The organism is Bacteroides caecicola, assembly GCF_023337095.1.
GTDB classification, from domain to species: Bacteria; Bacteroidota; Bacteroidia; order Bacteroidales; family Bacteroidaceae; genus Phocaeicola; species Phocaeicola gallinarum.
The window spans coordinates 12,509-24,990 of record NZ_JAMBLM010000016.1 but is presented as its reverse complement, the minus strand read 5'-3'; the positions used below and the strand labels follow the sequence as shown (position 1 = coordinate 24,990).

At 42.6% G+C, this 12,482-nt stretch carries 11 protein-coding genes; 6 read left to right on the top strand and 5 right to left on the bottom strand.

Annotation, left to right across the window (positions count from 1 at the left end):
- Positions 1-23: 23 nt before the first annotated feature.
- From M3085_RS12610 to M3085_RS12595, 4 genes are all read left to right on the top strand, one after another.
- Positions 24-1,853 (top strand): TonB-dependent receptor, encoded by a 1,830-nt coding sequence (locus M3085_RS12610; protein ID WP_249053174.1) that lies wholly within the window; start codon positions 24-26, stop codon positions 1,851-1,853.
- A gap of 170 nt (positions 1,854-2,023) precedes the next feature.
- Complete coding sequence (locus M3085_RS12605) at positions 2,024-2,320, top strand: hypothetical protein (protein ID WP_249053173.1); 297 nt, start codon at positions 2,024-2,026, stop codon at positions 2,318-2,320.
- A 5-nt stretch (positions 2,321-2,325) separates the two neighbouring features.
- A complete protein-coding gene (locus M3085_RS12600) occupies positions 2,326-2,688 on the top strand; it encodes a hypothetical protein (RefSeq protein ID WP_249053172.1) in 363 nt (120 codons plus the stop codon).
- Positions 2,689-2,805: 117 nt separating this feature from the next.
- Positions 2,806-3,936, top strand: coding sequence for a tetratricopeptide repeat protein (locus M3085_RS12595; protein WP_249053171.1), 1,131 nt, complete (start codon positions 2,806-2,808; stop codon positions 3,934-3,936).
- A 149-nt stretch (positions 3,937-4,085) separates the two neighbouring features.
- On the opposite strand, the gene M3085_RS12590 is transcribed toward M3085_RS12595, so the two are convergent.
- The 3 genes from M3085_RS12590 to M3085_RS12580 are packed head-to-tail and all read right to left on the bottom strand — an operon-like array spanning position 4,086 to position 8,373.
- Complete coding sequence (locus M3085_RS12590; protein ID WP_178256641.1) at positions 4,086-4,895, bottom strand: DUF3108 domain-containing protein; 810 nt, start codon at positions 4,893-4,895, stop codon at positions 4,086-4,088.
- Positions 4,895-6,823: an Ig-like domain-containing protein gene (locus M3085_RS12585; RefSeq protein ID WP_249053170.1), complete on the bottom strand. Its 1,929-nt coding sequence runs from the start codon at positions 6,821-6,823 to the stop codon at positions 4,895-4,897. The genes M3085_RS12590 and M3085_RS12585 overlap by 1 nt, the downstream gene beginning before the upstream one ends.
- A 35-nt stretch (positions 6,824-6,858) precedes the next feature.
- Entirely contained in the window at positions 6,859-8,373 is a 1,515-nt protein-coding gene (locus tag M3085_RS12580; RefSeq protein WP_178256637.1) for a GH3 auxin-responsive promoter family protein, read from the bottom strand.
- 143 nt (positions 8,374-8,516) lie between these two features.
- Here M3085_RS12580 and M3085_RS12575 point away from each other — a divergent pair, with 143 nt between their 5' ends.
- Together M3085_RS12575 and dusB are read left to right on the top strand one after the other, a co-directional pair.
- Positions 8,517-9,530, top strand: coding sequence for an ATP-dependent 6-phosphofructokinase (locus M3085_RS12575; RefSeq protein WP_178256636.1), 1,014 nt, complete (start codon positions 8,517-8,519; stop codon positions 9,528-9,530).
- Between the two features lie 24 nt (positions 9,531-9,554).
- Complete coding sequence (gene dusB / locus M3085_RS12570; RefSeq protein ID WP_249053169.1) at positions 9,555-10,541, top strand: tRNA dihydrouridine synthase DusB; 987 nt, start codon at positions 9,555-9,557, stop codon at positions 10,539-10,541.
- A 22-nt stretch (positions 10,542-10,563) separates the two neighbouring features.
- Here the strand turns inward: dusB and M3085_RS12565 are convergent, their stop codons facing one another.
- Both M3085_RS12565 and xpt read right to left on the bottom strand, forming a co-directional pair.
- Positions 10,564-11,901, bottom strand: a complete 1,338-nt coding sequence (locus M3085_RS12565; RefSeq protein ID WP_249053168.1) for a nucleobase:cation symporter-2 family protein — start codon at positions 11,899-11,901, stop codon at positions 10,564-10,566.
- 11 nt (positions 11,902-11,912) lie between these two features.
- Positions 11,913-12,482, bottom strand: a complete 570-nt coding sequence (gene xpt / locus M3085_RS12560) for a xanthine phosphoribosyltransferase (protein ID WP_178256633.1) — start codon at positions 12,480-12,482, stop codon at positions 11,913-11,915.

Sequence of the window (12,482 nt, the reverse complement as noted above, 5' to 3'; positions counted from 1 at the left end):
TTTATATCTCAAATAGTATTACTATGAATCAATACCGCTTAATCTTCATCCTTTTCATAGGACTCATAACAACCACAGCCTTTGCCCAAAACAAAATATCAGGTAAACTGTCAGACCATGAAACCCGCGAAGTATTGCCATACGCTACAGTACGCTTACTGCAACAAGATTCAACATTTGTGGCAGGTACGGTAACAGACTCGTTAGGACATTACCGCATAAGCGATATAAAGAATGGGGATTATCTGATATATTTCAGCACGGTAGGGTACAAACCAAAAGTAATACAGGTATCGGTACGGCAAGACACAAACCTGCCAATGGTGGAAATGGAAAGTGACAATGTGATGCTAGGTGAGGTAATAATAAAAAGAAATACATACCAACATAAACAAGATCACCTATTGATCATCCCCGACAGAGAACAGGTGAAACATGCCGGAACAGGCTATGATTTACTTTATAACCTAATGATTCCCGGACTAGATGTAGACCGTTTGAACGGCAAAGTTTCTACATTAGGTAACGAAATTGGTCTCTATATAAACGGTCGCAAAGTTGATTATCGGGAAGTACAAAGCCTCCGTCCAAAAGATGTAATAAAAATAGAATATTACGACATGCCCACAAGTAAATATATAGGAGATGTAGCAGTAATCAACTACATCACTAAACACACTGAAACAGGCGGTTATATTTCAATGGACGGTAAACAAACTATCGGCTATCTGAACGGTGATTATAATACGGTTTTTAAACTTGCACATAAAAACACCGATTATACTTTTTTTACCGGACATACCATGAATCGTTATAATAGCACAATGAATGACGATTATGAATCGTTCTCTTTTTTTGATTCAGAGGTAGACCGACATGCTGTAACACAAGGTGGAAAAATAAGAAACAACAGCCAGTATGCCCAATTAAACGTTTCGAATAGAACCAGTCAAAGGACGTTGGTAGGAAAGATAGCTTTCGTTCGGAATGATACACCTGAAAACAACAGCTTTAACCTATTAAAATATACCGGTAGATATTTTATGCAACAGGAATCGTTTAAGAATACAAATCAAAAAGGACTCATGCCATCTTTAGAATTATATGGTTATTTCAATATCAAAAATAATCAGTATTTTGAAATGACTTTAAACGGAAGTTATGCCAACAATGAGTATATTTATATGTATCAAGAGAATCAATATAACACTCTATCAACCACGAATGAAGATATTTACACGGTATTCGGTCATTTCAAATACGGTATCCATTTAAAAAAACAACAAACATTAAGTGTGCGTTTTACCCAATACAATAATATCAGTTCTTCACTGTATCAAAACAATACATCATCAGAACAAAATTTATTGAATACTCAATCAATATTATATTTAATATACGATAAAAAGTTTGGTAAAACATTCTCTTTAATGGTAGCTCCCGGTTTGTCTTCCTTACAATATAAATTAAAAGGGAACGAACGTACCGGACAGTTTTTACCGCGTTTACATATAGGTTTTACTTATCGACCTAATTTAAATCAATTGTTAAAATTTAGTGGAGATATTGGGAATAACATGCCTGTAATCAGTTACCTGAATACAGCGGAACAAGAAATAGACCCCTTAGTAACAAAAAGAGGAAATGCCCAACTAAATACAGCTTTATTTGGTGTTATATCATTGGCATATAGTGGAACATTTAATAAGCTCAACATACAAGCGGCCATTCGCTACGAAGGAGGTAAACATATTACTTCACAAGACTTTTTTACTGAAGGTAACAAACTAATAAAAAGCTACCGGAGCGATGTCAGTGCAAACTTTCTTACCGGAAATCTGTCGGCAACATAACATTAAAAATAAATAATCATTTCCATCTAAAGGCAGATGGGTTATGGAGGCATGTCAATGGTTTTAAGGGTGTCAGAGACAAATTAACTAATTTCTCTGCTTCATTTCAAGCAAATTATTTTTGGAAAGATTTATCGTGTAGCATTTACGCTAAAACCAAATCTGCTTCTATGGGCAGAGAATTTATTCACACAACCACACCTGCCCGTTACGGACTTTCATTAGGCTGGAGTCACAACGAATGGAGAATAGAAGCGGGAACAGAGAATCCGTTTACCAAACATAGCTTATGGAAGCATTCCATTGAACGAGATATTTATACTTATTACAATGAAATGACCAGTCGCATTTACCAACAAACAGGTTATGTAAAAGTGGCTTATACCTTCGACTTCGGACGTAAAACATCACGCGAACAAAACGATGTAAACCGCAACATTAACAGTGCCATCTTGAAAGTAAATTAATTATCATGAACGAATATAACAGCATCACCATCTATCCTTTATCGGCTTCTACACAAGAGAAACGTTATTTGCTATCTTGTGAAGGACGATATTATGAAACCAGTTCATCAATCGCAGAATTGCTTGTTGAACTACAACAAAACGCTACGCAAGAAGAAGCTGTAAACGCGTATATCCACAAAACGGGAGGCAGATACACTGCGGAACAAATTAAACAAGTTATCAATAAGTTCATTGTCCCGATTCTGTCTGCCCCTAAACAACAGAAGCATACCTTTCTTTACGAAAAAGAATTGTTTCCGGCTACTGCCATCGACCGTTTTTCGGACGCTTTCCGTTTCCTTTTTAACAAAATCGGATCAACGTAAAAACGCCCTCTGTTAGGATGGGGAAACGGGAATTATACGTACGCTATCGATCCCGTTCAAAACCAAGACAGTACACAATCTTTTACTTCTTTTGCTCCCAACATATTCACGGAACTATTGATAGAAAAAGGAATAATCGGCTTCTTGCTCTATTTATTACTTGCCGCAGGAATATGCCAAGCCGTATGGAAACGGCGTAAAGAACAAGAGGCTTGGATTGTACTATGCACGTTATTAGCTGTATTGACAAAAGAAACATCGCAAGCTACCTTATCCTCTACCGGATTTGCAGAAATGATGTGTTTCATCTTGCTTGCTTTTTTACAACCAATACCGAAAGATTATATTCAAAAAGAAAAATCGTCTTGCGTTTTTCTCGTTCCACTACTTGCTCTTCTAACTTATACAATCGGAACGACATTAAAAATTGTATCTATACAAAATGAGGAATGGAGCAAAAAATGTTTTGAGGCATTAGAAAATGATAAATTAGAAAAAGCTGAATATTACATAGAACAAACATCCCATCAGGTTCCCTACCTGATAGAGCGGGGTATATTTTATACAGATTGTTACTGTAAAACCAAAGAATATCATTTTGCAGAGAAAGCAGAACATTTTTTAAGACAAGCCAAAGAACAGATGCCTCAAGACATACAAATAGCTTTCTTACAAGCCTATCTGTGGCTACAATCAGGTAATCTTTCAAAAGCGTATAACACGCTTAAAACATTAACTGAAACTTATCCTAAAAACTCTTTATACCTATGGACATTTGGAAAAATACTCCGACAAACCGGATGCGAAGAAAAAAGTTTGCAAGCTACCGCAGAAGCCATACGATACACTCCACGCTTACTCACCATGCTGTGTATACAAAATGAGCGTGATACGGTGTATGCTAATAAATTAACCCAACGGCTAATTTCCATGAATGTAAATAAAGATTTCACACCAGCCGATTACGCCCGGTATGGTTATATCATGCACAAATTAGGAAAAACAGAACAAGCCATACCTGCCCTGCGTAAAGCGATTACCGAACTTCCAAATCTTGTTACTCCGTGGGGCTTATTGCAAGAAAAGAAAAAATACCGTCTGTTGTTATTAGGAGCATTCCAAACAAATGATGCCGCATCTAATCCAATACCTGAAATCTCGAAAATGACTGAACATCAGTTATTATATTCGGCATATAAAGCAAAATTTGAAGGGTGGTACGGTTGCGAATTAAAAGGTCACTTCTAAACAATAAATTTTAACCTGTCTAAACAGCTACATCAGGCTGTTTAGGCAGGCTAAAATTTATAGAGAATCTGTTAATTCTCCGCAAAAGACTACTAAACTTTCCACGAGGAAAGTTAAAGAACAAATCAGTGTGTTGTTTATCCTAATTTTTATTTTTCCACAATCGATGTCAGCGGGTATTTATTCCCCTTGATATCGGTAAGGAATGCTTTGGCAGAACCGAAGTTGAGGTACATGTCAAGACGGACAGGTAGGTGATTGCGGTCGTCGGTTATATAAAACGTTATGACTTCTTTTTCTTTACCTTTCGCATCGTATTCTACCAGTGAGAATACCAAACAGCGGTAAGTTACTCCGTTTTCTGCCGTGTAGTTTTCTTTGCGGCGGAATATCAGGGTTTGTTTCTCTACCGCCCGTCCGGTTGCCATTGAGAACAGAATCTTTTGTCCGGGTTTGTAATCGGTTGGGTCGTAAGAACGTGCCTGAAGCAGGATACTCAACATATCGTACACGCAAACGGGCATTTCATCGTGACGCTTGTCGGTTTTCCCGCGCAGTGTACGCTGCTGGTCGACTATACATTTACCGTTTTTATAGCTGAAACGCACCTCGTCAACCGTATAACGCTTGCCTTCTTCAGCTCCCTTCCGGAAATAAACCGGAATAAGATCTTCGGTGGTGATACAAGTCAGCGTATCGCGCATCTTGAAGAAGAAATCTATTTTCTTGTTGGTGTACGACTCCAAATCTGTCTGCAAGCAAGGTTTGCCCTCGAACGTTGAGTTATTGACAGTCATTTTTGCCCATCCTGCATTAATCCAAATGAACTTCCAGTTGAATTTCAATTCGTAAGAGAGGGATTCTCCGGGCTTGATGGCATCGTTTACCGCGCCACACTGGGCCTTAACCATGCATATACTCCCTATCAGGAGGACTATGCAGAAAATTACTTTCTTCATCATTGTGTTCTTCCTAATTTACGGGCACGCTCTTTATTGCGGTCCTTGATTTTTTTAACTTCGTCAGGTTTCTGTTTCTTTATTTCGTCTAACTTCTGCTTATCAACCGGAGTGGCATGGATGTCCCATGTTTCTTCAAACTCGAAGTTTGCTTTCATTTCCCAAACCTTCGGGAAATAGAAAACCTCCTCCGCTTGTTTTTTCTCGGCATAGTTACCCGTATCCCATACTCCGTTTCCGTTTTCATCGTTAATGAGACGAATGTAGTACTTCGTGCTGGGCTGCAAGAAATAAAAGTCGCAAGTATTCTTGTCTGTTACCGTTTGTTGGCGCACTACGCCGTCACTACTGTTCAACAGCTGTACGATGGCGCGGGGCGAAGCTCCTATGATATTTAAATATAACGTTCCGTAATCTTCCAATGTTTTAACTTTCAGCGTATTCTCTACTTTATTGGTGTAAAGCCCGTATATCCCCTGAATACCCAGCGAGTCTATCTTCAACTGATACTCTTTACCCGGCTGCCAGTTGGCAAGGATTTGGTATTGCCTCGGAGCAACGGAGTCTGCCATGAAAATAAACGGAATATCCTGCCACAAACTGTCTACCATCATTGCTACATGAATAGCCGAAGTATCAATACGGGCTACCGGCTCGTCGAATTTAAGGACTATATTGCGATTGATGTCTAACTCCGACGGCGCATCGACGTTCATCGTCAGGAATTTGGTTTCAACCCGTAACGTATCTCCTTTCTTTTCACGCTTCTTACGTTCCTTCTCTTCTTTCTTCCGAGCCTCTTCCGCCAAAGCCATACGCCGCTCCTTCCCTATCTTGTTCACCATGCGCAGGGTATCGGTTTTCGGAACCAATTGCCCTAACGTATCGGTTGCCAAATAATCTAACTGGATGGTCAGCGTATCGCGTTCGCAGAGCGTGGTATCTTTAATCCAATAATGAATCGTGTCGTTACGCAGATTAGACTCTACGACAAACGCATTTTCAGAATCGAAATCCAATCCGCGCAAAGTAGGAAGCGTATCAGACTTTGCACTAAAATACAGTGAGAAGCGATTCAGTTGCGCCCGTTCGCTTTTCATCAGATACTGAAGCGGATTTTCTTCTTTAAACGAGCGTAAAACCAAGTTATCGGGTAAGAAACGGGTGTAGTTCACTTCGTAAATCGTATCATAAGCTAAGGTATCGACTTCGTTCCATATCGTATCGTAGCGGACAGCTCCCGTCATGCTTGGCACGACCAATGAATCCAGATAAGCGATGGCCTCGGTTTTTGAGTCGAACAAATAGTTCTGATTACCGTCCATCAAAGCATAAATGCGGTAGGTTCCGGGAGATACTCCCCGGATGGTAAAATGCCCGCGACTGTCTGTACGCGAAATGCGGTCGAACGGCAATGTGGTAAACGCCGTATCATTCAGATTTTTATGCAATCCTACCTGAATACCTTTCACCGGTTCAAGGTCGGCAGCATTCAGAACCGTCCCCGAAACCTCCATCGTATCAATGGTTTCGCCCGTTGAAAATGCATAAGCGAAGTTTCCCATCGGATTATCTTCGTTATTATCTACTATGGCATCTCCAAAATCAATGGTATAAGTTGTATTTTCTCTCAGTGTATCGAAGAACTCAACCAAAACACGCCGTCCACTCACCTTTACCTCTGGAGCTTCGTTTTGAGGCGGAGAAATGATAACCTTTTCAGAGGCTTTGTCTAACTTGATATACTCATCAAACTCAATGCTGATTTTCTTTCGCTTATTATTGGTTGCATTCGGCTCCGGAGTGGCACGAATGAACTTGGGGGGAGTTTCATCATAAGGGCCACCGTCGGGAGTACCTGTACTGGCGCAAGCATAAAAGCCGATAATCACCAACAAAAAAGCTATGTATTTAGGTATAGGACGCATGTATCAATAATATATTATTAATTCAAACCACTTTTTCAGCGTTTTGTTTTATTCAACTTCAGCATTTCTTCTATTGTTTCACGAGTATTACTCAAACGGGGCACTTTATGCTGGCCGCCCAACTTGCCTTTTTGTTTCAACCAGTCGTGAAACAAATTCGGACGGGCTACGATGATCTCCAATTTTTGCAACGTAATGTCTTTATGGCGTTTGGCTTCGTAATCTGAGTTGATTTCCTGCAATGCCTTATCCAACGTATCGCGGAACTTATCAAGCGAGTCGGGCATCACGCTAAATTCGATTAGCCACTGGTGACGGCATTTCGCATCGGCATCCATAAACACCGGAGCAGCGGAATACTCCAACACCTGCGCACCGGTTTCCGCACAAGCGCGTTCTAATCCTTTTTCCGCATTATCCACCATCAGCTCTTCGCCGAAAGCGTTGATAAAATGCTTCGTACGTCCGGTAATAACAAATTTATAGGGATTTTTTTGAGTAAACTTCACCGTATCGCCAAGAATATAACGCCACAAACCACACGAGGTACTGATAACCACTGCATAGTTCTTTCCAACTTCAATGCCTGTCAGCGGAACGATACGAGGATTCGGATTATCAATTTCTTCCAGCGGAATAAATTCATAAAACACATCGTAATCTATCATCAGCAACATGGCAGGGTCATGCAAATCGCTTTGCAGGCCGAAGAAACCTTCGCTGGCATTATACGTTTCCATGTAATGCATCTTATCCGACGGAATCAATGCTTTATACTGTTCACGATATGGAGTAAAACATACGCCCCCGTGGAAAAAGACTTCCAAGTTGGGCCAAACCTCATTCAGATATTTCGCTCCTGTTTTCTCTAAAATACGTTTGATAACAGCCAGCATCCACGAAGGGACTCCCGACAGGTTGGTAACATTTTCGTGGATGGTTGTTTCGGCGATGCGCTCCACCTTTTCTTCAAACTCACTTAACAAAGCGATTTCTTTACTGGGAACGCGGATGAAATTAACCAGCGGATTGATATTTTGAATCAAGATGGCAGACAAGTCGCCCACCAAGCTATCTTTCACATTGTAATTCGGGCTGTGACTACCTCCCAGAATCAACCCTTTCCCTGAGAAAAAACGACTCTCCGGGTTCTGTTGCAAATAAAGAGCTACAGCATCCACCCCTCCTTGATAATGAAGATGATGCAGTCCGTCCTTACTTACAGGTATAAACTTGCTTTTGTCGTTCGTAGTTCCGGAAGACTTGGCATACCATACCACTTTACCCGGCCAAAGCACATCTTCTTCACCATGACGCATACGGTCAACATACCCTTTTACGTCTTCGTACGTTTGAATAGGGACCCGTTGAAAATCAGCGTAGGTCTTTATTTCACTATAATCATATTTCTTTCCCCATTCCGTAGAAGAGGCTGTTTGTATCAGTTTTCGGAATACTCGGTCTTGTATAGCTTCTGCCTCGTTAGCATAACGCGCTATTGCCTGCTGCCTTGGTCCGAATACTTTTCCTATTAACTTTGTAGAATTCATCAGTTACTCTATTTCAATTCCTTAGTCTGCAAAGGTAGATTTTTTTCTACATAAATAAGGAACGCTTTGTATTATTTTTTCCTTTGATATGACAATTATACAGTTTTTTCTTACCTTTACATCACAAAGCAAATACAGAAATTATGAAGATAGGAATCTTGACTTCGGGAGGAGACTGTCCGGGAATCAATGCAACGATACGCGGCGTCTGCAAAACAGCTATCAACTATTACGGAATGGAAGTATATGGTATTCATAGCGGTTTTCGTGGCTTATTGGATAATGATGTCATTCCGTTAACTGAAAGTTCTTTAACCGGACTGCTCAATATGGGTGGAACCATTTTGGGAACTTCCAGAGAGAAACCTTTCAGAAGACGGGGAAACGTAGCCATGTCGGAAGACAAGCCTGCCATGCTGCTGAATACCATTCATGAACGCGGATTGGATTGCATTGTTTGCATCGGCGGAAACGGTACGTTAAAAACGGCTGCCAAACTGCAAGAAGCGGGAGTCAACGTGGTATCTATCCCCAAAACGATTGATAACGATGTATGGGGCACAGATATTTCTTTCGGATTCGACTCGGCTGTTTCTATTGCTACCGATGCCATCGACCGTCTTCACTCTACTGCCAGTTCACACCAGCGCGTCATGGTAATCGAAGTGATGGGACATAAAGCCGGATGGATTGCGCTTTATTCCGGTATGGCGGGAGGCGGAGATATTATCCTACTTCCTGAGATTCCTTTCGATATGCACCGAATCGGAGACACAATTATCAACCGATTGAAAAAAGGGAAACCTTACTCTATCGTTGTCGTAGCCGAGGGGATTCCTACGCGCGACGGAAAAAAAGCTGCCCAATTTATTGCCGAAGAAATAGAATACGAAACCGGCTTTGAAACACGCGAAACGGTTTTGGGGTATATTCAAAGGGGAGGAAGCCCTACGGCTTTCGACCGTAACCTTGCTACCCGGATGGGAGGACATGCAACCGAACTGATAGCGCAAGGCCAGTTCGGACGTATGGTGGCACTGCAAGGTGATGTCATCGGCTCTATTCCGTTACAAGAGACTGCCGGAAAATTAAAATTAGTCACAGAAAACCACGACCTCATCATACAAGGCCGCCGTATGGGGGTTTGCTTCGGATAAAGATACTTAAACAAACCAACCGTAATGAAGATAAGAAACATAGACTTAGGAAATCAACCCGTTTTATTGGCTCCGATGGAAGACGTAACCGACCCGGCTTTCCGTTTGTTATGCAAAGAGTTTGGAGCCGACATGGTATACACTGAATTTGTATCGAGCGATGCCTTGATACGGTCGGTAGGAAAAACTTTACTTAAACTAAACATCAGCGAAAAAGAACGTCCCGTGGTGATTCAAATCTACGGAAAAGATACTGATACGATGGTCGAAGCTGCCCGCATTGTGGAACAAGCGCAGCCGGATATACTTGATTTGAATTTCGGTTGTCCGGTAAAACGGGTGGCAGGAAAGGGAGCGGGTTCAGGCATGTTGCAGAATGTCCCGAAGATGTTGGAAATCACCCGCGCCGTGGTTGATGCCGTTAAGATTCCCGTTACCGTAAAAACCCGTCTGGGATGGGATGCCGAACACAAAATCATCGTCGAACTTGCCGAACAGTTGCAGGACTGCGGTATCGAGGCACTGACCATTCACGGACGTACCCGCGCACAGATGTATACGGGAGAAGCCGACTGGACTCTGATAGGTGAAGTAAAAAAGAATCCGCGTATGCGTATCCCGATTATCGGTAACGGAGACATAACCACACCTCAACGCGCCAAAGAGTGTTTCGAACGTTACGGAGTGGATGCTATCATGATAGGACGTGCCAGCTTTGGCAGACCGTGGATATTCAAAGAGGTAAAACATTATCTGGCAACAGGTGAAGAATTGCCGCCGTTAGGCTTTAAGTGGAAAATGGATGTGCTTCGCCGCGAAGTAGCAGACAGCGTTAGCTTGTTAGACGAACGCCGGGGGATTCTCCACGTACGCCGACATCTGGCAGCTTCCCCGCTGTTTAAGGGGATTCCTAACTTCAGAGACACACGCATCGCCATGCTTCGCGCCGAGACATTGGAAGAACTGTATGCGATATTGGATTCTATTGAAAAGCGATTCGAAAGCGAATAACTTTTCAACAGAACCTCGCTTTTTATTCTTTCACCCGTATCAACAGATTCGACAGAATGGCTGTCAACCCGCCTGTTGTGATACCCGAAGAAAAGATGTTACGAACCGTATCGGGTAATTGACTCAGAATTTCCGGTACGAGTTCGACACTCAGTCCGAAAGAAAAACTCAAAGCCATCACCAATGTAGCCTTACGGTCTATCTTTTGGGCAGCAATAATGCGGATACCTGCCGCAGCCACGGTTCCGAACATCAGTAGAGTGGCGCCTCCCAATACAGGTTCGGGCATGAGTGAAAACACAAGTCCCACTGCCGGGAACAGTCCCAACAGAATCAGGAATCCTGCAATGAAATAACCCACATAACGGCTCGCCACACCGGTAAGCTGAATCATTCCGTTATTTTGTGCAAAGATGGAGTTGGGGAATGAGTTGAAGATACCTGCTAACATTGAATTAAACCCATCTGCCAAGATACCGCCCGAAGCCCGTTTCACAAATTTTTCTCCCGTTATCGGTTCTCCGGAAATAAGTGAGTTGGCTGTAATGTCGCCATACGCTTCTATCGCCGTTATCAGATAAACCAGTGCAAGTCCGATGATAGCCGATATGTCGAACGAGATTCCGTAACGGAAGGGAATAGGGATATTCACTCCCCCAAAGTTTTGAACAGACGAAAAATCAACCATGCCCAATGCCCATGCCGCCACGTAACCTATCACCAGCCCTATTACGATGGAACTCATACGCAAGTAGCGGTTTGAGCTGCGGTTAAAGAAGATAATCAACACCAATACCAAAGCCGCCAGTCCCACGTGCTCCAAAGCGCCGAATGTGCCGTCTGCTTTCGCTACTTCACCGCCACCGCAAGCCGAAATGCCCACTTTTATCAGACTCATGCCGATAAGTGTCACCACAATTCCCGAAACTAACGGGGTTATTACCTTACGTGTATATTTCAGTATCCTACTGATAAGCATTTCTACCGATGAAGCTACGATACACGCACCGAATATCGTACTCAATCCTCCGGTAACGCCTGCCGTAATAATAGGCCCGATGAAAGAAAAACTGGTTCCCTGAATACAGAGTAGTCCGCACCCCACCGGTCCGATGCGCCGACATTGAATAAATGTTGAAATACCCGATGCAAACAATGCCATTGACACCAGAAACCCCGTCGTTTCCAAATCGAGCTTCAATGCTCCGGCGATAATCAGCGGAGGCGTGATAATTGCAACGAAGATAGCAAGCAGATGTTGGAGTGCAGCAAAAACCGTATCTTTCAAAGGAGGACGGTCATTCAACCCATAGATAAGTCCGGCTTTCTGAGCCGAATCCTGTTGTGTTTCTTTTTCCATGAACCGGAGATTTACTCTTTTATCTTAATCTGACAGTTATCCAAACTCTCGATTATTGCCAATGACTCGACATGAATGCCTTGCTCGCGCAGGTAATCGCCACCGTGCTGAAATGATTTTTCAATCAAAAAGCCCATGCCTACCAGCTCTGCTCCTGCCTTCCGAACCAAGTCGATAATGCCTTTTGCCGCATTGCCGTTGGCAAGGAAGTCGTCGATAAACAACACACGGTCGCCCGGACAAAGGTAATCCTTGCTTACACACACATCATACGTGCGGTCTTTCGTAAACGAGTAAACCGTGGTAGTCAGCATGTTTTCCATCGTACTCGGCTTTTTCTTCTTGGCAAATACCACGGGAAGTTCCAACAAATATCCTACCATGATGGCAGGTGCGATACCGCTCGCCTCAATGGTCATCACCTTGTTAATCTTCGTACTGGCGAAGCGCCGTACAAATTCTACCGCCATCGATTTCATCAGAATCGGATCCATTTGGTGATTGATAAAACTGTCTACCTTGAGAATGCCTCCCTCAAAACATTTCCCGTCGCGCATGATGCGTTCTTTCAGAGCTTTCAT

Excerpts from the sequence above, each read along its gene's own strand:
- xpt (WP_178256633.1), bottom strand. The coding sequence starts at position 12,482 with ATGAAAGCTCTGAAAGAACGCATCATGCGCGACGGGAAATGTTTTGAG.
- M3085_RS12580 (WP_178256637.1), bottom strand. The coding sequence starts at position 8,373 with ATGAATTCTACAAAGTTAATAGGAAAAGTATTCGGACCAAGGCAGCAG.
- M3085_RS12565 (WP_249053168.1), bottom strand. The coding sequence starts at position 11,901 with ATGGAAAAAGAAACACAACAGGATTCGGCTCAGAAAGCCGGACTTATC.
- M3085_RS12585 (WP_249053170.1), bottom strand. The coding sequence starts at position 6,823 with ATGCGTCCTATACCTAAATACATAGCTTTTTTGTTGGTGATTATCGGC.
- M3085_RS12575 (WP_178256636.1), top strand. The coding sequence starts at position 8,517 with ATGAAGATAGGAATCTTGACTTCGGGAGGAGACTGTCCGGGAATCAAT.
- M3085_RS12600 (WP_249053172.1), top strand. The coding sequence starts at position 2,326 with ATGAACGAATATAACAGCATCACCATCTATCCTTTATCGGCTTCTACA.
- M3085_RS12605 (WP_249053173.1), top strand. The coding sequence starts at position 2,024 with ATGGGCAGAGAATTTATTCACACAACCACACCTGCCCGTTACGGACTT.
- dusB (WP_249053169.1), top strand. The coding sequence starts at position 9,555 with ATGAAGATAAGAAACATAGACTTAGGAAATCAACCCGTTTTATTGGCT.
- M3085_RS12590 (WP_178256641.1), bottom strand. The coding sequence starts at position 4,895 with ATGAAGAAAGTAATTTTCTGCATAGTCCTCCTGATAGGGAGTATATGC.
- M3085_RS12610 (WP_249053174.1), top strand. The coding sequence starts at position 24 with ATGAATCAATACCGCTTAATCTTCATCCTTTTCATAGGACTCATAACA.